This is a genomic window from Streptomyces sp. NPDC002643, assembly GCF_053592555.1.
Genome location: NZ_JBSFVY010000005.1, coordinates 353,012 through 378,368, shown reverse-complemented (window position 1 = coordinate 378,368; position 25,357 = coordinate 353,012). Strand labels below are relative to the sequence as shown.

Sequence of the window (25,357 nt, the reverse complement as noted above, 5' to 3'; positions counted from 1 at the left end):
ACGTGCGTGACCGGTCGCCCGGGGCCCATGGGTGCCTCGGGCCGGCCGGCGCGATCGGTGATCACAAGACCCCTTGCGGAGGCGACGTTGACGCGCGTGTTGATCGCTACCACCCCGGCACCGGGACACGTCGTGAGCATGCTGGAGGTCGCATGCGAACTGGCCCGGCGCGGCCACGATGTGCGGTGGTACACCGGCCGGGCCTTCCGGCGGCAGGTGGAGCGGACCGGGGCGCACTTCGAACCCATGAGCCCGGAGCTGGACTTCGGCGGCAGAAGCCGCGAGGAGGCCTACCCCGAGCACGCGGGCCTCAGCGGCCTCGCGAACTTCAAGATCGGGGTCCGGGACATCTTCTACCGGACCGCGCCCCGCCAGATGGACGACCTGTCGAAGATCCTCGAACGGTTCCCCGCCGACTGCCTCCTCTCCGACGACATGTGCTACGGCGCCTGCTTCACGAGCGAACGCACGGGCATCCCCCTGGCCTGGCTGGCCAACTCGGTCTACATCCTCGGCAGCCGGGACACCGCCCCCCTGGGCCGGGGCCTCGGGCCGAGTGCGTCACCGCTGGGCCGGACGCGCAACGCGCTGCTCCGGTTCGTCTCCGACCAGGTGGTGATGCGGGACATGCGCCAGGAGGCCGACCGCGTCCGGGCCCAGGTCGGCCTGGACCGGCTGCGCACCTCCGCCATGGAGAACATCGCCCGTCCGCCGGCCCTCTATCTCCTGGGCACCGTGCCGTCCTTCGAGTTCCCCCGCAGTGATCTGCTCCCGGGCACGCACTTCGTGGGCCCCCTCCTCGGAACGCCACCGGAGAACTTCGACCCGCCCGCCTGGTGGGGGGAGTTGGAGGGCGACCGCCCGGTGGTGCTGATCACCCAGGGCACCACCGCCAACGACGTCGACGGACTGCTCGGCCCCGCCGTGCGGGCCCTGGCCGACCAGGACGTCCTCGTCGTGGTCACCACCGGCAGCGACCTGGACGTCGACCGGCTCCGCCCGCTGCCCCGCAACGTACGGCTGGAGCGGTTCATCCCCTACCACCACTTGCTGCCGAAGGTGGACGCGATGGTGACCAACGGCGGCTACAACGGCGTCAACGCGGCCCTCGCCGAAGGGGTGCCCCTGGTCGTCGTCCCGGGCTCGGAGGAGAAGCCCGACGTGGCCGCGCGGGTGGAGTGGTCCGGTGCCGGGGTCGTCCTCAAACGGCGGCCCGTGTCCGAGGCGGGCCTGCGCGACGCGGTGACCACCGTGCTGCGTGACGGCCGCCACCGGGAGCGGGCGCGCGCACTGGCCCAGGAGCACCGAAGCCTCGACGCCCCCCGACGGGCCGCCGATCTCATCGAGTCCATGGCCGATTCCCAGGGCCAGATTCCCACCGGAGGTATCACCCGTTGAACACCCACACGAAGACGACCGAGCCGACCGAATCGACCGAGCCGGCCGAATCAACTGAGCCGGCTGCCTCGGCCGAACCGACCGGCGCGACCGGCCCGACCTGCCCGGCCGGCTTGTTGGAAGCCCCCATGACCGACATGCCCGTCGATCCGGGGCCGTTCGACTGTATGCCGGAGCTGCTGGCCGCCGCGCGGGTGGCGCCGGTCGTGCGCATCCCCTACCTGGAGGAGCAGGCCTGGGTGGTGTGCGACCCGGAGTTGGTGCGGACCGCGCTCACCCATCCGAAGATGGCCAAGGACATCACCCTGGTCCCCGACTTCATGCGCAAGCCGGGCCTGATGGTGGGCTCACAGCCGCCCCCGGAGTACGCCCGCGCCATGATCATGAGCGATGGCGAGGACCACGCCCGTATCCGGCGGGTCCATCAGCCGGTGCTGAGCCCGCGCAACACCGAGCGGTGGGGCGAGCGGGTCGGTGTCAAGGTGGGCGGTTTCCTGGACGAGTTGGAGGAGTCCCGTTCCTCGGAGTCCGCCGAGGTCGATGTGGTCACGGACTACACCCACCGGGTGCCGCTGGCCTTCATCTCCGAGATGCTCGGGCTGCCTCTGGAGGCCGAGCGGCGGCTGCGCGGCATCACCGATGTCATGCTGTACTCCTCCGACTACCCGGCCCGCAAGGAGGCGGTCGGCGCGCTGTTCGGGGCCGTCGAGAGCTGGGTGAAGAACCCGGCCCCGCTGCGGGACGGTGTGATCACGGGCTTCCTCGCCGCCGCCGACGGACCGGACGAGGTCACCGAGGGCGAGGTCATCGTCTGGACCGTGGGCATGATCATCACCGGTTACGAGACGACGGGCAGCCTGATCTCCGCGGCCCTGTACGAGGCGCTGCGGCGGCCTCCTCAGGAGCGGCCGGGCACCGACGAGGAGATCAAGAGCTGGATCGAGGAGACCCTGCGGGTGCACCCCCCGTTCCCGCACCCCACCTGGCGCTTCCCCACCGAGGACATCGAACTCGGCGGCTATCTGATCCCGAAGGGCGCCGCGGTGCAGGTCAGTATCGCGGCGGCGAACCGTGAGCCGGACGAGGGCGCCGACAGCTTCGAGGCGGCCCGGGGCGGACACGGCCACCTCAGCTTCGGCCTCGGCATGCACTACTGCATCGGCGCCTCCCTGGTCCGTCTGGAGGCGCAGATCGCCGTACGGGAGTTCCTGCGCCGCTTCCCGAAGGCCGGGCTGAGCACCGGCTCCGCCGTCAAGTGGGAGTCGGAGTGGATGATCCGCCGACTGAGCGCCCTGCCCGCCGTACTGAACTGACGACCACCCGCAGACCGGCGTGCCCTGCCCCTCACCGTCGAGGGGCAGGGCACGTTCGTGTGCGCGCGGAGGCTTGACGTGGTGGCACGGACCTCCGGGTGCCGAACGGGCAGCGCCTGCCTGGTATTCGGGCACACGGGCGGGGGCCTGCCGGTCATGAGTCCATGCGGTCGCGTGGGCTGCGGGGGCGGTGGGTGCCGGGAACGTCGGACCGGCACCCGGAAACCCACCCGTGGCGGCCGCCGCCGGGGGATGTGCGGCCCTTCGCCGCTGACCAGGATGGATCACGCATCCGGCCCTTCCACGGACAGTTGGGGAGATGATGGCTCCTACCTTTGAGGCCGAACCGCAGGGGCGTCCCACGGCGGCCGACGTACTCCGGGGGCGCGTCGGCGCCGCCGGCATAGCGCAGGGGCGCCGATGAAGGCGCTCGTGCTCGCCGGTGGCTCCGGGTCCCGGCTGCGGCCGATCACCCACACCTCGGCGAAGCAGCTCGTGCCCGTCGCCAACAAGCCGGTGCTGTTCTACGGCCTGGAGTCGATCGCCGAGGCGGGCATCCGGGAGGTCGGCATCGTCGTCGGTGAGACGGCCGCCGAGATCGAGTCCGCGGTCGGCGACGGCTCCCGGTTCGGCCTGGACGTCACCTACCTCCCGCAGGAGGCACCGCTGGGCCTCGCCCACGCCGTGGGGATCGCCCGGGACTATCTCGGCGACGACGACTTCGTGATGTACCTCGGTGACAACTTCATCATCGGCGGTATCGACGCGCTCGTGGACCGTTTCCGGGTGAACCGCCCGGACGCGCAGATCCTGTTGACCCGGGTGTCGGACCCGCGCGCGTTCGGTGTGGTCGAGCTGGACGCCGACGGCCGGGTGATCGGTCTGGAGGAGAAGCCGGAGCATCCGAAGAGCGATCTCGCGCTGGTCGGCGTCTATATGTTCAGCGCCCGCGTCCACGAGGCCGTGAGCCGTCTGAAGCCTTCCTGGCGGGGCGAGTTGGAGATCACCGACGCCGTCCAGGAGCTGATCGACTCGGGCTGCCGGGTGGAGTCGACGCTCGTGTCCGGCTATTGGAAGGACACGGGCAACGTCGCCGACATGCTGGAGGTCAACCGCCTCGTCCTGGACGGCGTCGAGGCCGACTGCTCGGGCGAGGTCGAATCCAGCGAGCTGGTCGGCCGGGTGGTGATCGAGAAGGGTGCGACGGTCACCGGTTCCCGGATCGTCGGCCCGGCGGTCGTGGCGGCCGGCTCCCGCATCCACGACTCCTACATCGGCCCGTTCACCTCGATCGACAGCGGCTGCTCGGTCGTCGACAGCGAGGTGGAGTACTCGATCGTGCTGCGCGGCGCGTCCATCGTGGGCGTACGCCGGGTCGAACGCTCCCTGATCGGACGCGAGGTGGAGGTGACGTCGACCCCGCGCATCCTGCGGGCCCATCGTCTCGTCCTCGGTGACCACAGCAAGGTGCAGGTGGCGTCATGAAGATCCTCGTCACGGGCGGCGCCGGCTTCATCGGCTCCCACTTCGTACGCTCCTACGCCGGCCAGGACGAACTGACCGTCCTCGACAAGCTGACCTACGCCGGCAACCTGGCCAACCTGGAGCCCGCCGAGGGCCGCTTCACCTTCGTCCACGGCGACATCTGCGACGCCGGGCTCCTCGCCGAACTGGTCCCCGGCCACGACCTGGTCGTCAACTTCGCGGCCGAGTCCCATGTCGACCGCTCGATAGCCGACGCCGACGCGTTCGTCCACAGCAACATCCTCGGCGTACAGACCCTGATGCAGGCGTGCCTGGACGCCGGCACCCCGCGCGTCGTCCATGTCTCCACCGACGAGGTGTACGGCAGCATCGACACCGGCTCCTGGGACGAGACGGCCCCGCTCAGCCCCAACTCCCCCTACGCGGCGGCCAAGGCGGGCGGCGACCTGATCGCCCTGGCCCACGCCCGCACCCACGGCCTCCCGGTGAGCATCACCCGCTGCGGCAACAACTACGGCCCGTACCAGTACCCCGAGAAGCTCATCCCCCTCTTCGTCACCAACCTCCTCGACGGCCTGCCCGTCCCGCTCTACGGCGACGGCGGCAACATCCGCGACTGGGTCCACGTGGACGACCACTGCCGGGCGATCCGCCTGGTGGCCGACAGGGGCGAGCCGGGCGGGATCTACCACATACCGGGAACCGCCGAACTGACGAACCTGGACCTCACATCCCGCCTCCTGACCGCCCTCGACGCCACCTGGCAAAGCGTCCACCAGGCCCAGGACCGCAAGGCCCACGACCGCCGCTACTCATTGACGGACACCAAGCTCCGCGCCTTCGGCCACAAGCCCCGGATCACCTTCGAAGAGGGCTTGAGGGAAACGATCGAGTGGTACACCACCAACCGAGCCTGGTGGGAGCCCCTGATGGGCCGAAGGCCCAAAAGGGGCGCGGGGCTGTATCAATGTGCGGCTCCGCCGCGCGGGCGCGACCAGCCACAACAAACCCGCACCCGCCAACCACCCCATCGAGGCACCCCAGTAGGCACACGGCATACCCCCGGGGGGGCTACGCCCTAAGCCGAATCAGCGCGGTCCGCGACCGAATCCCCAACTTCCGATAAATCTGCCGCAGATGAAACCCCACCGTATGCGGTGAAATAAACAAATGCCGGGCGGCCTGCTGATTGGTGAGCCCCCCGGCCACCAACTCCGCCACCTTGCGCTCGGTCTTGGTGAGACTCTCCCACCCGGACACCGGCCGCTTCGCATGCGTCCAATGCCGCCTCCGCACCCCCAGCCCCCGCAACCGCGCCCGCACCCGAGCGGCATCGCGCTCACCCCCGAGCGCCCCGAACGCACTCATCGCCCGATCGAACTCGACGATCGCGGCCTCCCGCTCCCCCCGGTCGAGCAACACCCCCGCATGGTCCTCGGCGGCAGCCGCCTGCGCCCAGGGGTTGCGGTGCAGCCGCCCGGCCCGGTCGAGCGCGTCGGCGTCCTGCTCGGCGAGCGCGCGGGCGTGCAGGGCCATGGCGACCACCGAGGGGACGCCGGGGTTGCGCGCACGGAGGTACTCGGTCGCGTCGATCACCGTCGGGACGAGGTCGGGCCGGTCGGCCGCGAGAGCGCACCGCACGCACCAGGCCGCCACGGCCGGCTCCTCCAGGACGACCTCGCGGAGGGCACCGGCCTGTGCCCCGATCTCGGCGATCGCCTCCGCCGCGGCGAGGGGGTCGGCCCGGGCCTCGGCCAGTTGCGCGTTGAGCAGCAGACGCGCCACCCACCAGGGGCTGGAGGCGTGTTGGGGGAAGTCCTTCTCCAGGGTCTTGATGTGGTCCTCGGCCTGGGCGAGCGCTCCTCGGCGCAGCGCGACGGTGGCGAGGACCAGCCAGGCCTGCGGGGCGAGCATCGGAACGTAGGGGCCGTCGGTGCCGACGCCGAGCCTGGCGTCGTCCTCGGCCTCGTCCAACCGGCCCTGGGCGAGGTGCAGTTGGGCGCGGAGCACGGCGGGGACGGCGGCGGTGAGCGTTCCGGTCCCGCCGGCGGTCGTGGCGGCGGCGCTGTGGATGACGGCGGCGGCCTGCTCGTACTCGTCGGTCCTGGTGAGGGTGAAGGCGAGGAACCAGCGGGGGTCGAGGATGGGCGCCTCCTCACCGGTGCGGTCGAGGGAGACGGCCTTGCGCAGGGTGGTCACGGCCTCGCCGACGTCGCCGTCGCGCCACTGGCCGAAGGCGTGGAAGGTCATCGCGCCGACCTGTACGGCACGGGTGTGGCGGTCGGGTGCGCCGAGGATGTGCTGGGCGCGGTCGACGGCGGTGCCGTCGCCGGTGAGGTAGGAGGCGGCGAGGTGGGCGATGACGGCCTCGCGGTGCTGGAATCCGTCCTGCTGTGCCGCGAGTGCGTCGCCCGCGGCTCGGCGGGCGAGTGGGGCGTTGCCGAGGAGCAGCAGCGCGGTCGACATCGCGGCCCGTAGCGCGGCGACGTCCTCGGCGAGGTCCGCCGGCAGCGGACCGGCGAGTCGGACGGTGTCGTCGATGGTCTCCTTGGCGAGGGTGATCGCCCGGTCGAGGCGGCCGGCTCTGGTGAGCGCCTCGACGGCGGTCCGTGCGAGGCGTACCCGCTCGGCGTCCCCGGGGGCGAGGAGTTCCATGCAGCGGCCGGCGAGCGAGGCCGCGGTGGACGGGTCGGCGATCAGCAGCTTGCGGGAGCCTTCGACGATCACGCGGAGTTCGTCCGTGTTGCCGGGCTGGGCGATGTGGACGAGTTGGAGGGCGGCGCGTTCGACGCCGTCGGGGCGTGGCAGCAGGATCTTCGCGGCCTGTCGGCGCAGCAGGGCGCACACCGGTGCGGGGACGGAGTCGAGGAGGACGCGCCGGATCGGTTCGGTGCGGAAGGCGAGGTCGTGTTCGCCGCAGACGAGCAGGCCCCGGTCGACGGCCTCGTCCACGGCCGCCAGCAGACCGACGGGTGCTTCGTCGAGGAGGGCGGACAGATCCTCGGGGGCGAAGGGTGAGCCGAGTACGGCGGCGAGTCTGAGGGCTTTCAGGGTGGGCTCGGACAGGGATCGGAGACCCTGCTGAACGATCGCGGAGAAGCGTTTCGGCACGGGGGCGGGCACCAGGGCACCGCTCCCGGTCGGGGTGTCGCCGCGGGTGCCCGGCTGCAGTCGGGAGACGCCGTCGACCACGCACAGCTCGTCGTCCTCCGCGAGCCCGCGCATCAGCTCGATGACCGCGCGGGGTGTGTCGTTGACGCTCTCCGCGAGGGCGAGGAGCGCGGGGTCGGGGGCGGCTCCGGTGCGGTCGGCGACCAGTCGCGCCAGCGCGTCGCCCTCGATGGGTCCGAGTTCCGGCAGCTGTTCCACCGGGAGCCTCGTTCTGAGTCCGGTGAGAGAGGTCCGCAGGGGCTCGTGGGACGCGGCGTCACGGTCCGTGGTGAAGGCGAGCAGCCAGAGGATCGGGCGTCCTCTGAGGGCCGTGACGAGGTCGCACAGCGCTGTCAGCGCGGGGAGGTCCGCGAGATGCAGGTCGTCGAGTACGACGGCGGTGCGGGCGGCTCCGGCGCGGTGCAGCCGGGCCCGCACCGCCTCGATCGCGGCTCCGGGGGTGGCGTCGGGGCCTGCCGGGGCGCCGCCCAGGACCGTGAAGCCTTCGCCCTCGGCGAGCGAGGCGGCTTCCGCGAGAAGGCGGGTCTTGCCCGCGCCGGGAGCGGCCTCCAGCAGCAGGACCGTGCCGCGCCCGGTGCTCGCCACGGCGCGCAGTCGCTCGCTCGCCCGGGCCAGTTGCCGTTCCCGACCGCGCACTTCCCCCCGGGAAATGGGGTCGCTCGCGGGAACAGCGACGGAAATCGGTTTCTCGCATTTCTCCATTACCGACCGTGAAGAGTTGTGCATTTTCTCCCTCATCGACCAGAACCTCGATCATGCGATTTCACATCCGATCACAGGGCCCGCCCGAGGGGCAAGACCGTCCAAAGATCCCCCCTTTACCGTCCCGCCGCCACCAGGAAATCGCTCGGAAACCGTCCGGAAAACCGCTCGGCGAAAATGGGCGGGGAGATGGCCGAACGGCTACCCGCACCTTCCCCACCAGGGCAACTCCCCCTGACCTCAAGGGCATCGGCACACGCCCACAGGGATACCGGTCTCCGGCGTGCCGCTTGGAACCTGATCGTTTCGATGACCATCTTGTTCATTAAACCGCTCACTCACCCATGGAGCCCTCTCGAAGATGACCCGCAGCGATGACCGGTTTCCCGCCAGCCTTGGCCAGTTTTTACGCGCGGCCAGACTACGCTCCTTCGTCGGGCGGCACGAGGAATTGGCTCAATTCCGCTCAGCCCTCGACGGACCGGCGGACTCGTTCGCGGTGCTCTTCCTCACCGGACCCGGTGGCATCGGCAAATCGACGCTGCTGCGACGCTTCGGCGAGGAGGCCCGCGCGGCCGGCCGCCCGGTGATCGAACTCGACGGACGCCACGGGGAACGCACCCCGTCGGCCTTCGAGGCGGACGCGGCCGAGGCCCTCACGTCCCACCGCCCGGTGCTGCTGGTCGACACCTTCGAGGCGTACCGGCCGCTGGAAGGGTGGCTGCGCGAGTGCTTCCTGCCCCGGCTGCCCGCGGGCTCGCTGGTGGCCCTCGCGGGGCGGCGGCCTCCGGGTGACGCCTGGCGGGCGGAGCCGGGCTGGGCCGAGATCCTGCGGGTGCTGCGGCTGGCGGACCTGCCGCGCGACGAGGCGATCGCCCTGCTGGCGGCCCGTGGTGTCCGACCGGCCCGGCGGCCCGACGTGGTGGCGTTCGCCGGTGGCCATCCGCTGGCCCTCTCCCTGGCCGCCGAGGTGGCCGTACGCGACTTCGGGCACGCCGGTGCCTGGACCCCGACGCCCGACGTCATCGGGATGCTGGTGTCCCGGCTGGTCGGCGAGGTGCCCTCGCCGGCGCACTGGCGGGCGCTGGAGATCGCCGCGTACGCGGGCGCGACCGACGAGGGGCTGCTGCGCTCCGCGCTGCCGGAGGCCGACGCGTGGACGCTGTTCCGCTGGCTGCGCGGGCTGCCGTTCATGGAGTCCGCCCCCGGCGGCATCTTCCCGCACGACGTGGTGCGGGAGGTGCTGGCGGCGGACATGCGCTGGCGGGACCCGCGGCGCGGTCGTGCCGTGCACCGCCGGATTCTGTCCCATCTCATCGACCGCGTCCGGCGGACCCGTGGCACGGGTGCGGACGAGCTGGCCCTGTCGGACGCGCTGCTGTTCCTGCAGCGCGACGGGTTCCTGCCCGGCTGGTACGACGGCGGCGGACGGCAGCACGTGGTGGAGGACGCGTTCAGCGCCGGGGACCGGGAGGGGGTGCTGCGGATGGCGGCCAAGGAGGGCACCGAGACGACGGTGGCCATCGTGCGGCACTGGCTCGACCGGCAGCCCGGGGCGTTCCACGTCTACCGCGACGCGGGCACGGGCGACCTCCTCGGCTTTCTGACCTGGCTACGGCTCACCGAGCGCCGCGAGGAGGACGAGGGCGCCGACCCCGTGGTCGCGGCGGCCTGGGAGCATCTGCGGGGGAAGGCTCCGCTGCGGGAGGGGGAGCACATCGCCGTGGGCCGGTTCATGGTGAGCGTCCAGCCCTCCCCGTCGCCCGTGTTCGACGTCATCAGCACCCGCACCCTGGCCCAGCTGTTCGTCGAGGGCCTGGCCTGGTCGTGCACGGTCATGAAGGACCCCGAACTCGTGCGGGGACACGGCTACTTCGCGCACGCGGCGCCGCCTCCCACGGTGTGGGTCGACGGCCGGCAGTACGGGCTGTTCGGCAACGACTGGCGCGAGGTGCCGCTGGAGGAGTGGCTGGACCGGATGGACCGGATGAACGCGGGCGACTGGGACCCGCCGCCGGAGGACCCCGCCACCGGGACGGCGGCGCGGGCCCGGCTGTCCCGGCCGGAGTTCGACAAGGCGATACGGAACGCGCTGCGCTCCTGGCACCGGCCCGACGCGCTCGCGGCCAACCCCCTGCTCCACACCCGCCTGGCCGCCCTCCCTCCCGGCGCCGACCCGGTCGCCTCGCTCCGGGCCGCCCTGACCGAGGCGGTGGACCGCCTTCGAGGGGACCGGCAGGGCGACAAACTCCACCGGGCGGTCACGGCGGCCTTCTTCGACAGCGCCCCCACCCAGGAGGCCGCGGCCGAACGCCTGGGCCTGCCCTTCGGCACCTACCGTCGCCATCTCTCCCAGGGCATCGACCGCGTCTGCGAACTCCTCTGGCACCGGGAGCCCGGGTCGGGAGATCCACCGGCCGAGTAACCCCCGGCACCCTCACCCATCGTCCCGCGCGCCCGTCACCGCCCGGTCGGCGCGCGGGCCACCAGTGCCTCCAACAGCAGGTCTACGCCTCGGGGTCCAGCCCCTGGTACACCTCGTGCCACGCCCGGCGGTCGGCCTCGCGCGACTGCCGCGGAAGCGCCGGGAACGCGGCGTCCATCGCCGCGTGGCCGAGCACCGTGTCGATGAACACCAGATAGAGGCGCGTGGCCTCGGCCGCCCCGAAGCCCGCCGAGAGCAGCAGGCCGATGCCGGTCTCCACGGCCCGGATCTCGTTCTCCCGCCGGGTCACCCGGTACGAGGCGAAGGCGGCGGCCCGGGGGTGCGCGAGGTATCCGGCGCGCACCCGCAGGGCCATCTCGCGCAGATCGGCCACCCAGTCGTCGCCGGGCGCGAACCCCGCCATGGCATCGCCGATGATGCGGTCGGCGATGGCGAGCACCAGGTCGTCGGTGCCGTGGAAGTAGCGGTAGAGGACGCTCGGGTCACAGCCGAGGGCGGTGCCCAGCCGGCGCACACTGAGCGCCCCGGGACCGTGCTCGCCGATCAGCCGCAGCGCGGACTCCACGATCAGGTCCTCCGACAGCAGCACCCCCGAGCGGGTGGGACGACGACGGCCGCGCTCCCGTGGGACACGACTGAACGCGGCGCCCGGCAGTACCCGTTCGGCGATCCGCTGCGCGCCGGGGCCACCCTCGCCGCCGGGAGCGACTGGCCGGTCAGCAGCCCCGATCCGCTCCAGGCCATCCATGTCGCCGTCGACCGCCGCTCCCCGGACGCCCCGGAGGGCACCCCCGCGTTCCTGCCGGAGCAGCGCCTGGACCTGGGCACCGCCCCCGCCGCGTACACGGCGGGCAGCACCCACACGAACCACCTCGCTCCCGACGCCTAGGGCAAGGAGACCTGGCCCTCGTCCACTCCAACGGCCGCCGCTCCCGCGTCACGGCTCCCGCCCCCACCGGCGCCGAGGGGACCCTCGGCGGGCCAGGTTTCCCGGCGGGGCCGACGGGCACCCGGCGGTCATGCATGCGAGTCGCACTCCGATCGCCGACCAGTCCCTCTCCCTCCTGTCCAAGGGGTACGCCTGGCTCCCCGACCGTCGGCGCCGTACCGGCCGTCCGGTCGTGCGGGCCCGGCTCCTGGGTCGGCCCGCCGTCGGCCTGGAGGGCCCGGAGGCGGTGCGGTTCTTCTACGACGAGCGGCATGTGGAGCGCCGGACGGCCCTGCCCGGCCCGGTGCTGAGCACGCTGTTCGGCCATGGAGCCGTGCACAACCTGGACGGCGAGGCCCACCGCGTACGCAAGGAGATGTTCCTGTCCCTGCTCACCGGGCCGGAGGCGGTGGCGGGCCTGGTGGAGCACGTCGGCGCGGTGTGGGACGAGGCCGTGGAGTCATGGGCCCGGCGTCCCTCGGTCGTCCTGTTCGACGAGGCGAGCCGTGTCCTCACCCGAGGCGTCTGCCTGTGGGCCGGTATCCCCCTCGACGACGCGGACGCGGTGGCCCGGGACCAGGTCGCCATGGTCGACGGCTTCGCCACGGCGGGGCCGCGCCACTGGCGGGCCCGTCGCGCCCGGGCCCGCACCGAGGCATGGCTGAGCGGCCTGATCGAGGACGTACGCGCGGGCAGCGTCGGCGTGCCGGAGAGGTCGGCGACGGCCGTGATCGCGCGGCACCGGGACGCCGACGGCCGGCTCCTCGACCCGCGCACCGCCGCCGTCGAACTGGACAATGTCATCCGGCCCACCGTCGCGGTGTGCTGGTTCGTCGCCTACGCCGGTCACGCACTGCACCACAGGCCCGACATCAAGGAACGGCTGGCCGACGTGGGTGCCGACCCGGAGTACGCCATGGCGTTCGCCCATGAGCTGCGGCGCTTCTACCCCTTCGCCCCCTTCGTCGGCGGCCGGGCCACCACCGACCTCACCTGGAGGGGCGAGCCGATCCCGGCGGGCACCCTGATCCTGCTGGACCTGTACGGGCAGAACCACGACCCCGACCTCTGGCACGAGCCGTACACCTTCGACCCCCGGCGCTTCGTGGACCGGCCGCCCGGGCGGGACGATCTCGTCCCGCAGGGTGGCGGCGACCCCGCCACCGGCCATCGCTGCCCCGGCGAGGACATCACCGTGGCGCTGCTGCGGGCGCTCGGCCCACGGCTGGCCCGGCTGCAGTACCGGGTGCCGGAGCAGGACCTGAGGATTCCGCTCAATCGGTTGCCGTCCCGCGTCCACAGCGGGCTGATCATGGAGTCCGTCCGCGTCCCCGTACCGACCCACGGCGGCGCGCGGGCACCGAACTGATACGGCACCGGGCGCCGAACGGCTCGATGCCGGGGCCGCCGAACGAGAGGGACACATCATGAACCAGCGATCTCGCTCCGCCACCCGGGCTCCGACACGGCCCCGGCCCACCGGCACCGGCCTGCTGGGCATCTACCTCAACGACCATCTGGCGGGCGCCACCATCGGCGCCGAACGGGCTCGCCACATGGCACGGTCGTACAGCGACACAAACCTCTCGGCGGTGATGGGCCCGCTCTCCACGGAGATCGCCGAGGACCGAGCCGCCCTCATCGACCTCATGCAGCGGCTGGACGTCCCGGTACGGCACTACAAGGTCTACGCGGGCCGGATGGCCGAGCTGGTGGGACGACTCAAGAACAACGGCCGCCTCGTACGCCGCTCTCCCCTGACCCCTCTGCTGGAACTGGAGACGCTGCGGCTCGGGGTGGAGGGCAAGGCGGCCCTGTGGCAGACCCTGCGCGAACTCGCCGACCACGAGGACCGCCTGGACCCGAACCTCCTCGACACCCTTCTCGACCGGGCCCACCGCCAGCAGGGCACCCTGGAGGAACTGCGCCGCAGGGAGATCGGCGAGGCGTTCCGGGATGCGTGAAGAGCGCAACCCGCTGGTCAGGTGCCGGAGGTGGCGTCCGCGATGGCCCGGCGTATGTGCGCCACCATCTGATCGCGGTGCGGCGGGTTGTTGCGCGACCACACGGGTGTCTTCCAGTCGGCCGCGATACCGAAGTTGCGGCGCTTTCCGTCTTGAGTGGTCACCTGAAGCGACGCTTTCCTGATCGGCTCTACAGCAGTGATCTCTCCCAGAGGAACGGCCCGGGCCTTGTTCACCCATCCGATCAGCAACTCGATCGCACCGCCGGCACCGGTGGGACCGGCGAGGTCGGCTGACGCGGAGAGAAGACGACCGGCCAGCCGCGTGTCCAACGGGCCATGGTAGAGACGCCGGTTGGTGAGGACGAGGATGCCGCCGATCAGGGCCAGTTCGGTGCCGGGCACGAGGACCGCTCCGGTCTTGGTGCACAGCACTTCCTCCCCGGGCTCCGGGGGCAGAGTGACCCACAGTCCCACAGACGGCCTCCCTCACCTGGCCCCGGCGCTACCGGGAACGTCAACCCGACAGCCGATCATCCCTGCTCGGGCTGACGCGTACATACCAATTCACCAAAGTCGCGGCGCCAGGCGATCCCCTCGCTCGTCATCGCGTGCCTTTCCGGGTGCTGTCGTGATCCACGGGATGGTCCGCTCGGCACGCCCCCGCCTGGTGGGTCAGTCGCTGGTGAAGACCGTGTCGTGCCAGGGCTTGTGCTGCTTGCCGGTGTTCTCCGTCATGACGTGTTCGATGTTGGTGTATTCGTCGAAGGAGTAGGCCGACATGTCCTTGCCGAAGCCGGAGGCCTTGTAGCCGCCGTGGGGCATCTCGTCGTCGGTGTCGAAGGGCAGGCAGACCAGGACCGGGCCGAAGACCTCCTGCTGGACGATCGCCGAGCCTGCGCGGCGCCGGTGACGAGGGTGGGTTCGTAGTAGGCGGTCCGGCCCAGCGGCCCGTCCGGGATGCGGCCACCGCGCACGACGGTCGCGCCTGAACCTGGCCGGCGTTGATGAGAGCTCCCGCGACGGCGCCACGGGCCGCCGCCTCCAGGCCGGCGTCGTCGAAGACCACGAAGGGGGCCTTGCCGCCGAGTTCGAGGTGTCGGCTCGCAGGCTCGCCTCTGGACCCAGCTTCGCGACGGTCGCCACCATCGGCGGGGACGGTCTGACCCAGCAGACCGTGGTGTGGGTGAAGGCCACCGAGGACGGCATCGCCTTCTCCACCGTCGAGGGCCGCGTCAAACACCTCCACCTGCCGCGCGACCCACGAGCCAGCGTGCCGATCACCGACCGCGACAACCCGTACGCGTACGCCGTGGCGCGCGGAGCGGTGACCATCACCCGCGACGGCGGCCCGGAACTGATCGACGAGCTCTCCCACAAGTACGAGGGCCGGCCCTGGCGGGAGACCGCGACAGCGCCCAGGGGGGTCGTGACGGTCCGGGCCGATCGCGTCACCGAATACGGCACGTGATGGCGCCCCCTCGGCGAACAGGCCCGACCGCGTAGGAGCAGGGAAAGGTACCTGCCCTACGATGTGGTCTGACAATCTGCGGAGGATCAATGAGTGAGTACGCCCCGAGGGCAACCGTCGGCCCCCGGCCGGTCACCAACCAGACCCGCCGCGACGCCGTGGTGAACGAGCTGCGCCGCGCCATCCTCGCAGGTGAACTGGAGTCCGGGCAGCGGTTGCGGGAGGTCCAGATCGCCCAGCAGATGGGGGTCAGCCGGCCGACCCTGCGCGAGGCAATCTACCAACTGACCCACGAGGGCCTGCTGGAGCAGCAGCCGTACCGCGGGGTCGTGGTCACCGCGATCGACGAGAAGTTCATCACCGACGTGGCCGCGGTCCGGGTCGCCCTGGAGCAGCTGGCCGCCCGCACCCTCGCCGACGACCCCGACGGCACCCGCAAGGCCAAACTCCGCGAGAGCTGGGAGGTGTACCAGGCCGCGCACACCTCCCAGGACGCCGATCGCCTCCACCAGGCCCACATCAACCTGCACTGGACCATCTGGACGGCCTCCGAGAACGCGATGCTCGAACGCATGTGGCCCACCGTCGAGGCGCAGATCAACATCGCCATCACGGTCGACGAGAGCACCCGCTCCGACCCCGACCGCGCCTTGCGCGTCCACGAGCGGCTGATCGAGGCGATCCTCGACGGCGACCCCCGACTCATCGACGCCGAGGTCGAACGGCACACCATGAACAGCGCCGCGGAACTCCTCGAACTGATCGCCGAACGCAAGAAGAGCGCCCGCGAGCCGGCCACGGACTGAACCGCCGCACCACGCGCACTCCGGGTGAACCCGACCCGTCAGTTCGCCCGCTCGTCCCCGGAGGCGAGGAGTTCCCGGACCGGGCCGCAGGCGTCGCAGTGCCAGAGGCGGACCGTGCCGTCGCCGTGGGAGGTGGCGATGCCACGGCTGTCGGCGAGGAAGGTGACGCTTTCCACGGAGGTACCGAAGTCACCGAAGGTCAGGGGCTCTCCCCCGGTGTGGGTGCGCCACAGGCGTACGGTGCCGTCCTTGCCGGTGCCGGCGACCCAGTTGCCGTCCGGGCTGAAGGCGACGTACCACACGAATCCCTGGTTGCCCCGGAGGACCCGTGGGTCGCCGTCCCGCGTGAGATCCCAGACGCGTACGGTGCCGTCGTCGGCGCCGCTGGCCAGGTGGTGCCCGTCGGGGCTGAAGGCCACCGTCCACACCAGCCCGCGATGTCCGCGCAGGACTCGCAGCGTACGCCCGTTCCTCGTGTCCCGGATGCGCACCGTGCCGCGCGTCTTCTCGGCCGCGCCGGTGGCCACCTGCCGTCCGTCCGGGCTGAAGACCACGGACCGGAGACTGGTGCCGTCCGTGGAAGGACGGACGAACGCCGGGCGGTCGCCGTCGGCGAGATGCCAGACCCTCAGGGTCGCGTCACCGTCGACGCTGGCGACCCGCCGGCCATCGGAACTGAGGGCCACGGACCACGCGCCGTCCACGTGCCCCTTCAGTACGGCCACCGGCTCGCTGCCGCCCGTGAGGTCCCAGATCCGCACCGTGCCGTCCGCGCCCGCGCTGGCCGCACGCCGTCCGTCCTGGCTGACGGCGAGGCCGAGCACTTCCCCGTCGTGCCCGCGCAGCACACGCGACGCGCGGCGACGCGCCGTGTCCCAGACGCGTACGGTGCCGTCCTGGCCGCCGCTGACGACCGGCCGCCCGCCCGGCCCGCCCGCGTCCACGGTCCATGCCGCGCCCTTGTGGCCTCGCAGTATCACCGGGTCACCGGGACCGCGCGGGTCCCAGATCCGTACCGTGCCGTCCGAACTGGCCGTGGCCAGATGGCGGCCGTCCGGGCTGAAGGAGGCGGCCCAGACCACGGCCCGGTGCCCGCGCAGCACGAGCGGATTCCCGCCGCCGGAGGGATTCCAGACCCGGATCGTGGCGTCGTCGCTGGTGGTGGCCACCAGCTGTCCGTCGGGGCTGAAGGCCGCGCCTTCCACCGTGCCGCTGTGGCCGCGCAGCACGACCGGGGCCGCCTTGCCGCCGGTGTTCCAAACCCGGGCCGTGCCGTCGATGCCGGCGCTGATGAGCCGTGTGCCGTCGGGGCTGTAGGCGAGGTCGTTCGTGTCGTGGTCGTGGCCACGCAGCACGGTCAGTACTCGCCGTCCCGAAAGATCCCAGACGCGTACGGTGTCGTCGTGGCCGCTGCTGACGAGCCGGCGCCCTCGGGGGTCGAACGCCACGCCCACCGCCGCGCCTTCGTGCCCGCGCAGGATCGTCGGGGTGCCCCGGCCCCGGGCGTCCCAGAGCCGCACCGTCCCGTCGTCGCCCGCGCTGGCGATCCGTCGTCCGTCCGGACTGAACGCGACGGTCCATACCGGACCCTTGTGGCCGTGGAGTACCAGCGGCTCGGCGGTGCCGTCCAGGGCCCAGGCCCGTACCGTGCCGTCCAGGCCGGCCGTGGCCAGGTACCGCCCGTCAGGGCTGAAGGCCGGGCTCCACGCCTCGCCCTTGTGGCCGCGCAGGACCCGTGGCGTACGGCCGGCCACGCGGCCGCGGGCGCGGTCCCACGCCCAGATCCGTACCGAGCCGTCCTCCGAGGTGTCGGCGAGCCACCGCCCGTCCGGGCTGAAGGCCACGCCCAGGGCCCGTCCCCGGTTGCCCGGAACCGTGCTGACCGTCCGGTCGTCGGCCACGGCCTGCCGCAGGACCGCCTCGGCCTCCGCCGTTGGTGCCGCGGTGTACGCGCGGCGGGCGAGCAGCCACGCCTCGCGGGGATCGGCCTGAAGGGCGCCGCGGGCCTCGGCGGCAAGCCGCCGGGACTCCGCCCGGCCGCGCTCGGACTCCGTCCGCTCCGCCTGCACCACAGTCGCACCCAGCAGAGCGCCGACCACGGCCAGAACGGCCGCGAGGGCCATACCTCCCGCCCACATCCGCCTTCGGCGACGGCCGTACTCGTGGTCCCGCCGGGCGCGCCCGGCAGCCAGGAACGCGTGCTCGCTGTCGTTGAGGTCGAGGCCGCGCAACGCGGGCTCGTCCCAGGCGGCGAGCCGCACTCCCCGGTACAGATAGCTCTCGTCGCGACCGTTCCTCTCCCACTCCACAGCGGCCTCGGTGAGTCTCCGCTGCGCGCGCAGCAGTTCCCGGTCGGTGTCGACCCAGGCCCGCAGCCTCGGCCAGGCCGTGATCAGTGCTTCGTGGGCGAGGTCGACGGTGTCTCCGTCGAGGGTGACCAGCCGGGCTCGGACCAGCTGTTCCAGGACCGCTGCGGCGTCCCCGTGGGCGCTCGCGGCCAGTTCGGTGCGGGGAGCGGGCCGACGGGTGTCCTGGACTCCGGCGCCCGGGGTGATGAGCCGTAGGAGCAGGCCCCGGGCGACAGCGGCCCGTTCGGGGGACAGCTCGGTGTAGAGGTGTTCGGCGGTGCGGGCGATCGCCCCGTGCACACCGTCGGCGGCTTCGTACGCGGCCACGGTCAGGGCTCTGCCCTTGCGTCTTCGCCAGGTCTCCAGCAGGGCGTGCGACATGAGGGGGAGGCCACCGGGTTCCTCGGCCACGTCCTGGATGATGCGGGCGGTCAGCGCGCGTTCCACGATCAGGCCGTCGGAGGCGGCGGGTCTGACGATGGCCTCGCGCAGCTCGTCGTGGGTCATGGGGGTGACCGGCAGCGTGGCCCGCTGGGCGGCTTGTGCCAGGCCGGCGTGCTGGATGAGGTGACCGTAGAAGTCCGCGCGGACGGCGATGACGACGCGGACGCGGTGCTCGGGCCGGGCCAGGGCGCACAGCAGGTCCAGGAAGCGGGTGCGTTCGCGAGGGTCGGCGCAGAGAGTGAACGTCTCTTCGAACTGGTCCACGGCGACGACCGTGTCCGCATCGGTGGTCCGCGGATCGAGGAGATCGGCGTGACGGTGTGCCGGGCGCGGCCCGGGGGTGAGGATCTGGATCACGGCAGGACGTGTCCGACCGGTGTCGGCCTGGCTCAGGCGGGGGATCAACCCTGCTCGCAGCAGTGAGGACTTGCCGCTGCCGGAGGGGCCGACCAGAACGGCCACGTGCTGGGTGCCGACGAGTTCCACAAGCCGGTCGGCCAGCCGGTCCCGGCCGAAGAAGCGGTCGCGGTCGCCGGTGTCGTACCGGGCCAGACCCAGGTAGGGCGAGGGGACCCCCTCGTCGGCGGCACCGGTCTCCTCCTCGGCCGCTTCTCGCGCGGCCTCCTCCCAGCGCCGTTCCCACTCCTTCAGGTCGCCTCCGCAGGCACCGGCATAGGCCAAGGTGACCGCCAGAGACGGTAACCGGTCCCCGGCGGCCGCCTGTGCGAGCGTCGCGGTGGAGTAGTGCGCCCGCTTCGCCATCGCCCGGTAGGTGAGACCGCCGGCCTTCCGGCGCAACTCCCTCAGTTCGCACGCGAATCGCGCGACGGTCCCGCCGGAAGGGTCCAACGGCCGCTCACGACGCCCCATGACCTGCTCCCCCTCAACTCCCTTGCGCACGCTAGGGATCGAGGAGGCGCAAGGCAACAGCGCGATGGCCGCCGGGGGCGCGCACACGGGATTGTCCGAAAGTGGTGAAGGGGGCCTGCCAGACAATCCCCGGCCACGAAAGCTGAGGTCGCAACAGGAGCGGGAGCCACTGGACTCACCGGTCCGACCACCACGGACAAGGGGGACACCCATGAACCTGTTCAAGAAGCGGGCGAGACTGGCCGCGTGCGCGGTCGGCGCGCTGACGGCCGCCACCCTGGCCCTGAGCACCTCACCGGCGTCCGCGAGCGGGACCTACAGCGGTCTCGCCTATGTCTACGGCGGCGGCCAGTTCGAAGACGACTGGGGCAACGAGGGCATTCTGTCGACCGGCACCCACACACGCTCCAATGCCACCTGCCTCTGGCAGAAGATCCTCGCGGCGCACGGCTATCTCGACTTCCCTTCGGACATCGACGGCATCTTCGGTACGCGGACGGAAGCCGCGACCAAGAGGCTGCAGGACGAATGGGACGTGGGCGTCGACGGGGAAGTCGGCCGCGAGACCTTCGGACGAGCGTCGCGGGAGAACCTGGTGCAGGAGGGGGGAAGCACCGACCCCGGCTCCACCCTTGAGCTGAGGTACCTCGGCACGCACTTCAACCTCGACCTCGTGCGCGAGTCGTCCGGCAACTACGGCTTCTGGGACGGGGACGGCAACTATCGGCTCGCCGGCTACAACTACCGGACCTGCGGCTGACGCCTGAAAGGGAGGATCTGCCAGCGATGCGATCCACACTCCGTCGCGCGCTCGCCGTGACCGCGGGACTGTTCCTGTCCGTCACCACGGCACAGACCGCGAGCGCCGTACCCACCGACCCAGCGGCCGGCACCGGGAAAACCGCCGTAGGCACCGGAGTCCCGGCCGCCGGGCCGGCCGCTGCCGCCGCCTGCCCGGCGCCGGGCAGCCGCGTCAAGACACCCACGTCGGCACGTGTCCACCTCGTCGACCCGGACGACTGGCTGCGCCACATCCCCGACTCGACCGTCTACTTCAGCCTGTGGGACAGCTGGAACGGCATCGTCACCATCAGCGACAGCCTCCTGGCGTCCTGCTGGCCCAGCGCCGACAACATCCCGCTCCCGCTCACCAACGCACACCTGGCGAAGACGAGCAGTAGTTCCAAGGTCTACATCTACGACTCGTCCTACGGCGGCTACCGCTGGATCACCAGCGCGGACACGTTCAACCACTACGACTTCGCGTGGGGGAAGATCCGCACACAGGAAATCGATCCCGACTCCGTTCTCCACTCACATCCATGGGACTGAACGCTGTGCACGCCCCTCGCGGAGTGATGTGACGCCGCGTGCGGAAGGTCATGACCACCGGTCTTCGCGTGGTGCTGGGCCTCCGGCTGCGAGGACTGACGCTGAGCCTTCGGCTGCGGGGACTGGCGCTCATCTGGGTCGCGGCGGGCGTGCGGTTGCTGCGGCAGTCGGATGCGCCGTGGGCCGCCGCGTTCCTGACGTTCAAGGACGGGCTGCTTCCGGTCCTGGCGACATGGGTGCTCGGTGTCGCGTTCACCGTGGCCAACCTGCGGGGCGTGACCGTACGCGCGCGCCTGGCCTGGGGAACGTTCGCGACGGGCTTCACCCTCAACTCCCTGACCACCGTGCTCAACGGCGGCATGCCGTTCTCGGTCGCGTCGGCGCGGTACGCCGGGCTGTCCGAGCAGGCGATCGCGATGCCCCCCGTGGGGCATCGGCCGGTCACCGACCAGACGGTGCTGACCGTCTTCTGCGATGTCATCCCGGTTCCGGTGCTGCGGGCCGTGGTGAGTGCCGGGGATCTGCTGATGGTGGTCGGCGTCGCCTCGCTGCTCGCTGCGTCGGCCTCACGTGGTCCTGGCCGCCGCCCCGGAGCCGGCACCCACGATCACCACATCGAGGACCGAGAGGAGGTGACTCCATGGACAAGAGCTCGCTGCGGTCACGCGTCTGGCTCGCGATCGCCTCGATCGCGACCCTCGCCGCCGCCCTCTACGCTCTCGCCGCGCCCTTCTACGAGTCCCACTGAGCCCGTTCCACCCGTTCCACCCGTTTCGGATCAACCCGTGCGGGGTGAACCAGGGTTCCGTGGGCGTCGGCGCAGCTCGGGCATGACGAAGCGTGCCATGTTGCCCATGCGGCGCTGGCTGCTGGTGACCACGCGGGTCGCCTCCGCGAGAATCGCGCGGTCGACCGGAGTGAGGCGTTCCAGACGGACCAGGTCGGTCGGAGTCCGGCCGGCGGTCGCCTGCTCTATCTGCCACGCGAGTCTGATGCCCTGAACGGCGTCGAAGGCGTGGGCGAGTGCGACGGCGTCGGTCTCACCGAGCATGGCCGATCCGCCGGCCGCGAGGAGCCGTTCGTCCGTCGGCAGTGCCGTCGAGTCCACGCTGAGGGCGGCCCAGCGCGCGATATTGGCGATCGGCAGGAGGAACTGGGCCTTCAGATCGATCTTCTTCCTACGCCACGGGGCGGGACGGCCGCTCTGCGCGATGGACGCCGCCAGCAGCACGGACATGGTGCGCGGGTGCATCCGCAGATCCCCGAAGACGCGGGCGACTTCGGGCAGTCCGCGATCGCCGTGGATCGGGCGGCCGTCCACGAGGAGACAGGTCATGATGACGGCGTCATCGGCCTCGGGCGCGGTGATCCAGTCCCGGCCCGCGCGGGCCCAGTCCGCGTGGGTCCGCGCGAACTTCGGGTTCACCGGGCTGACCCCGTGACGGTCGTGCCCGAGGCCGGCTTCCTCCAGTACTTCGGCGACCTTCTGGAACATCGGCCGGTACTCGGCGATCTCGGCGGCGTCGAGGGTGTTGTCGAAGGACGCCGCCGCGTCGATGTCGGAGGACAGCACCGCCTCCCGGCGCCCGTTGCTGCCCAACGACAGCCAGGTGAACGCGTCGAGTCGCAGATGCGGGTACTGCTCGGAGACCAGCTCGATGGTCCGTCGTACGGCGGCGTCGACGATCGCCGAGTGGACCGTGATGATGCGGCTCGGAGCGAGCCCCTTGGTCATGAGGGCGGTCAACATGCCCGGCACGCGCCGGTAGCGGTCCTTGAGGTCATCGACCGTCGTGGCCCGGTGGATCTGCTCATGCAGGGAGGCTCCGGCCGTGGTCGCCGACACGACGAAGTCCTGCGAGGCGACGGCGCCCCGGAGCCTGCCGGCCCGGTCGGTGACGAGCACGACATCGTCGTCGGACTCGACCACGGCGATGAGAGCCTCGGCGGCGGAGGCGCCCAGCCGGATGGACGGCGCGTCCACCCGCATCGCGGTGCTCACCGCTTCGGTGACCGGCAACGCCGAGGCCACGGCCCGCCGGATCGCGGCATCGGTGAGGAGGCCGTAGCCGCCGTTCTCCTGCCGCACGGCGACATAGGGCAGCCCCCTCTCCTCCATCAGGGTCGCCGCCTGCGCGATGGACGTCGTCGGTTCGGCCAGCAGCGGAGACGTCACGATCAGGTCGTCGACGAGGGTGTAGGACGGGACCTCGCCGTTCACCATCATCCGACGGCTCATGTCGACTTCCCGCGCCAGCAGTTGAGCGCCACCGCGCGTCGCGAACACCGGACCGACCAGGTCGGGGTCGAGGCGTACGACAACGGCCTCACCGGTCGCTTCGACGCGCGGCCCCACCGCCTCGCCGAGCAGGGTGGCGACGTACCCGAACACTTCGGTCGGGCCGAGGCTGTAGGCGGGCGGTTCCCGAATGCGGTCGGGGTTCGTCCAGACGCCGACCCGGCCGTGCCACACGACGTAGAGGCCGCGCTCGGGCTGTGCGAAGGCGTCAAGGATCACTTCGCCGGTGCCGTAGGACGTCACGGCGGCACTCTCGGCCGCCCGGGTGAGGTGCTCCGCGTCGAGGCTGTCGAGCGGCGGGCACAGCCGCAGGAACTCCACCAGCGAACGGACGTCAAACGGATGGGCGGAACTCATCTGGGACTCCTTCGATCGAGGGGGCCGGAGGGCGATGGCCGAGCGGCCCCGCGGGATCGCGGGGCCGCTCGGCCTCACCGACGCGCTGTGCCGTGGAGCGGGACCGCGCCGTTCAGTCCAGGGCGGGGTCCAGGGCGGAGTCCTCCTGGCCGTCCCCCTGATGCGCCAGAACCTGGCTGAGTTCCTCCGTCGGGCCGCCCGAACGCACCGCCCAGACGAAGCTGCCGACGGCGATGAGTGCCATGAGGATCAGGTCCGTCGGACCGCCGAGTGCGGGCTTCTCCATCGGGCCGTACTCGCCGAGGTACGAGACGAACAGCATCACAAGGAAGGTGCCGATGATCCAGACGCCGCTGCGCACATGCCGCCGGCCCTCGGCCGTGCTCACGGCGTAGAGCCCGGCCAGGAAAGCGATGATGGCCACGGTCATCGCGGTGAAGTACACGGGGAAGCTCCACCCGTCGGCCGCCTGCTGCTGATCGCGGTTGAACAGCCAGCCCCCGCCGACCGCGATGAAGATCCAGGCGACGCTGAACACACCGGACACCACCCAGCTGCCCACGGCCTTGCTCCAGCCGTTCCGCACGCTGTTGTACGCGCCGTAGACCGGCAGGGCGAGGAACACGATGGTGAACAGGTTGATCAAGGAGACCCAGCCCGCGAAGTAGATGAGCATCAGGCTCGCGACGAACCCCGCGATCGCCCAGAAGTACGCCCACTTGACGCGGACCGGTCGGTGCATGTCGGGCGCGGTGCGCCGGAGCACCATCATCACCGGGCCGCCCATGACGTAGGACAGGGTGAGCGCGACCGACACCTGGGAGACGAAGGAGTACCAGCTCGGTGCCGGGAAGAAAAAGAAGAAGCCGAGCACCGTGCAGACGAGGAGTCCGACGATCGGCGTGCCGTACTTGTTGATCTTCTGCGCGCTCTTGGGCAGTTCACCGTTGACCGACATCGAGTACACGGAGCGGGCGCCGATGCCCAGCCACACCCAGCCGGTCGCCGCCGGTGACAGCGCCGCGTCGGTCAGCAGGATCGTCGCGAACCATGCGAAGCCGGCTGCCGTGACGGCGTTGAGCAGCGGGGACGACGCCCAACCGCTGGTCATCAGGCCGGACCAGTCGCCGGGAGCGACCTTCGCGTCGTTCCAGTCGATGGCGCCGAGGAAGCCGACCTGCAGAACGACGTAGATCACCAGGGGTATCAGCAGACCGCCGACGATCATCGCGATCGGGATGTTGCGCTGCGGATTGACCGCCTCGCCGCCGAAGTCGAGGATCTGCCGCAGTCCCGAGTAGGCGAACACGATGCCGCCGCTCGCCAGCGCGCCGAAGATCGCGCCGGACCCCTGCGGGGCGAAGCCACCGCCGATCGTGAAGTTGGCCGACGAGAAGGCGGTGAACATCAGCACGGCGGTCACGATCGGGATGACGAGCTTCCACACCGTGACCCACTTGTTCGACTCGCTGAGCAGCTTGGCGCCCATCGAGTTGAGGAAGAAGAACACGAACAGCAGGCCGAACCCGACGAGGATGCCCGTCGGCCAGGACAGCACCATCGTGCCGCCGCTCTCGGAGAGCCAGCCCAGTTGGGGCCAGTGGCCGCCGACGTAGGTGATGACCGCCTGCACCTCGATCACCGGCAGGGACAGTGCGGCGATCAGATAGCCCCAGCCGTTGAAGAAGGAGAGGAAGGCTCCGTGGGTGAGCCGTGGATAGCGAACCCCGGCGCCCGATCTCGGCAGCATCGTGCCGAGTTCCATCCAGGTGACGCCGATGACAGCGAAGAACACCGCGCCGAGGACCCAGGTGAGGATCGAGGCCGGTCCCGCGATGCTGGCGGCGGCGAGCGTGGCCAGCAGCCAGCCGGAGCCGATCTGCACGCTCACGGCCAGAGCGATCAGTCCGAAGAGGCTGATCTGTTTCTTCAGGTGCGCGTCGCTGGCTTCATACGCGCCCTCGACAGGGACCGTTGCCTGTGCATCTCTCACGGTGACTCCTTTGTCCGCACTACGCATTGAT

17 protein-coding genes and 4 pseudogenes are annotated in these 25,357 nt (G+C 71.3%); 13 read left to right on the top strand and 8 right to left on the bottom strand.

What is annotated here, in order from left to right; translation table 11 throughout:
• The first annotated feature begins 138 nt into the window (after window positions 1-138).
• The gene (locus ACWD4G_RS10495) at window positions 139-1,398 is read left to right on the top strand and encodes a glycosyltransferase (protein ID WP_451292233.1); all 1,260 of its coding nucleotides are present in this window, start codon (window positions 139-141) and stop codon (window positions 1,396-1,398) included.
• Here the strand turns inward: ACWD4G_RS10495 and ACWD4G_RS10490 are convergent.
• Window positions 1,388-1,537 (bottom strand): hypothetical protein, encoded by a 150-nt coding sequence (locus ACWD4G_RS10490; RefSeq protein WP_451292232.1) that lies wholly within the window; start codon window positions 1,535-1,537, stop codon window positions 1,388-1,390. The two genes, ACWD4G_RS10495 and ACWD4G_RS10490, sit on opposite strands and share 11 nt — an antisense overlap.
• Between ACWD4G_RS10490 and ACWD4G_RS10485 the strand changes: the two genes are divergently transcribed.
• From ACWD4G_RS10485 to rfbB, 3 genes are all read left to right on the top strand, one after another.
• Window positions 1,527-2,711, top strand: a complete 1,185-nt coding sequence (locus ACWD4G_RS10485) for a cytochrome P450 (protein ID WP_451292230.1) — start codon at window positions 1,527-1,529, stop codon at window positions 2,709-2,711. The genes ACWD4G_RS10490 and ACWD4G_RS10485 overlap by 11 nt on opposite strands.
• 420 nt (window positions 2,712-3,131) lie before the next feature.
• Window positions 3,132-4,196, top strand: coding sequence for a glucose-1-phosphate thymidylyltransferase (locus tag ACWD4G_RS10480; protein ID WP_451292228.1), 1,065 nt, complete (start codon window positions 3,132-3,134; stop codon window positions 4,194-4,196).
• Window positions 4,193-5,278 carry a dTDP-glucose 4,6-dehydratase gene (gene rfbB, locus ACWD4G_RS10475; protein ID WP_451292226.1) on the top strand — a complete coding sequence of 362 codons (1,086 nt, stop codon included), beginning with the start codon at window positions 4,193-4,195 and terminating at the stop codon, window positions 5,276-5,278. The genes ACWD4G_RS10480 and rfbB overlap by 4 nt, the downstream gene beginning before the upstream one ends.
• On the opposite strand, the gene ACWD4G_RS10470 is transcribed toward rfbB, so the two are convergent.
• A complete protein-coding gene (locus tag ACWD4G_RS10470) occupies window positions 5,268-7,952 on the bottom strand; it encodes a LuxR C-terminal-related transcriptional regulator (protein ID WP_451292224.1) in 2,685 nt (894 codons plus the stop codon). The genes rfbB and ACWD4G_RS10470 overlap by 11 nt on opposite strands.
• 478 nt (window positions 7,953-8,430) lie before the next feature.
• On the opposite strand from ACWD4G_RS10470, the gene ACWD4G_RS10465 reads away from it, so the two are divergent.
• A complete protein-coding gene (locus ACWD4G_RS10465; RefSeq protein ID WP_451292222.1) occupies window positions 8,431-10,494 on the top strand; it encodes an ATP-binding protein in 2,064 nt (687 codons plus the stop codon).
• A gap of 35 nt (window positions 10,495-10,529) precedes the next feature.
• Here the strand turns inward: ACWD4G_RS10465 and ACWD4G_RS10460 are convergent.
• Window positions 10,530-11,170, bottom strand: a pseudogene (locus ACWD4G_RS10460) (TetR/AcrR family transcriptional regulator).
• Between ACWD4G_RS10460 and ACWD4G_RS10455 the strand changes: the two are divergent.
• The 3 genes and pseudogenes from ACWD4G_RS10455 to ACWD4G_RS10445 all read left to right on the top strand — a co-directional run.
• Window positions 11,135-11,389, top strand: a pseudogene (locus ACWD4G_RS10455) (amidohydrolase family protein); the annotation flags it as partial. The pseudogenes ACWD4G_RS10460 and ACWD4G_RS10455 overlap by 36 nt on opposite strands.
• Window positions 11,390-11,534: 145 nt before the next feature.
• Window positions 11,535-12,812, top strand: a complete 1,278-nt coding sequence (locus ACWD4G_RS10450) for a cytochrome P450 (protein WP_451292221.1) — start codon at window positions 11,535-11,537, stop codon at window positions 12,810-12,812.
• Between the two features lie 58 nt (window positions 12,813-12,870).
• Window positions 12,871-13,407, top strand: coding sequence for a hypothetical protein (locus tag ACWD4G_RS10445; protein WP_451292219.1), 537 nt, complete (start codon window positions 12,871-12,873; stop codon window positions 13,405-13,407).
• Between the two features lie 17 nt (window positions 13,408-13,424).
• On the opposite strand, the gene ACWD4G_RS10440 is transcribed toward ACWD4G_RS10445, so the two are convergent.
• On the bottom strand, window positions 13,425-13,883 hold the full coding sequence (locus ACWD4G_RS10440) for a hypothetical protein (protein WP_451292217.1): 459 nt from the start codon (window positions 13,881-13,883) through the stop codon (window positions 13,425-13,427).
• 198 nt (window positions 13,884-14,081) lie between these two features.
• A pseudogene (locus ACWD4G_RS10435) lies at window positions 14,082-14,505 on the bottom strand (aldehyde dehydrogenase family protein); the annotation flags it as partial.
• Here ACWD4G_RS10435 and ACWD4G_RS10430 point away from each other — a divergent pair.
• Window positions 14,503-14,877 (top strand): TIGR03618 family F420-dependent PPOX class oxidoreductase, encoded by a 375-nt coding sequence (locus tag ACWD4G_RS10430; RefSeq protein WP_451292215.1) that lies wholly within the window; start codon window positions 14,503-14,505, stop codon window positions 14,875-14,877. The pseudogene ACWD4G_RS10435 and the gene ACWD4G_RS10430 sit on opposite strands and share 3 nt — an antisense overlap.
• An 89-nt stretch (window positions 14,878-14,966) precedes the next feature.
• On the top strand, window positions 14,967-15,683 hold the full coding sequence (locus ACWD4G_RS10425; RefSeq protein ID WP_451292214.1) for a GntR family transcriptional regulator: 717 nt from the start codon (window positions 14,967-14,969) through the stop codon (window positions 15,681-15,683).
• A gap of 38 nt (window positions 15,684-15,721) precedes the next feature.
• Here ACWD4G_RS10425 and ACWD4G_RS10420 read toward each other — a convergent pair whose 3' ends face one another.
• Window positions 15,722-19,345 (bottom strand): nSTAND1 domain-containing NTPase, encoded by a 3,624-nt coding sequence (locus ACWD4G_RS10420; RefSeq protein WP_451292212.1) that lies wholly within the window; start codon window positions 19,343-19,345, stop codon window positions 15,722-15,724.
• A gap of 211 nt (window positions 19,346-19,556) precedes the next feature.
• On the opposite strand from ACWD4G_RS10420, the gene ACWD4G_RS10415 reads away from it, so the two are divergent.
• From ACWD4G_RS10415 to ACWD4G_RS10405, 3 genes and pseudogenes are all read left to right on the top strand, one after another.
• A complete protein-coding gene (locus ACWD4G_RS10415; RefSeq protein WP_451292211.1) occupies window positions 19,557-20,105 on the top strand; it encodes a peptidoglycan-binding domain-containing protein in 549 nt (182 codons plus the stop codon).
• A 26-nt stretch (window positions 20,106-20,131) separates the two neighbouring features.
• Complete coding sequence (locus tag ACWD4G_RS10410) at window positions 20,132-20,677, top strand: hypothetical protein (protein WP_451292209.1); 546 nt, start codon at window positions 20,132-20,134, stop codon at window positions 20,675-20,677.
• 50 nt (window positions 20,678-20,727) lie between these two features.
• Window positions 20,728-21,216: pseudogene (locus tag ACWD4G_RS10405) on the top strand (DUF5317 family protein); the annotation flags it as partial.
• 239 nt (window positions 21,217-21,455) lie between these two features.
• Here ACWD4G_RS10405 and ACWD4G_RS10400 read toward each other — a convergent pair.
• Together ACWD4G_RS10400 and ACWD4G_RS10395 are read right to left on the bottom strand one after the other, a co-directional pair.
• The gene (locus ACWD4G_RS10400; protein ID WP_451292207.1) at window positions 21,456-23,333 is read right to left on the bottom strand and encodes a putative nucleotidyltransferase substrate binding domain-containing protein; all 1,878 of its coding nucleotides are present in this window, start codon (window positions 23,331-23,333) and stop codon (window positions 21,456-21,458) included.
• Window positions 23,334-23,445: 112 nt separating this feature from the next.
• Complete coding sequence (locus ACWD4G_RS10395; protein ID WP_451292205.1) at window positions 23,446-25,326, bottom strand: APC family permease; 1,881 nt, start codon at window positions 25,324-25,326, stop codon at window positions 23,446-23,448.
• Window positions 25,327-25,357 lie beyond the last annotated feature (31 nt).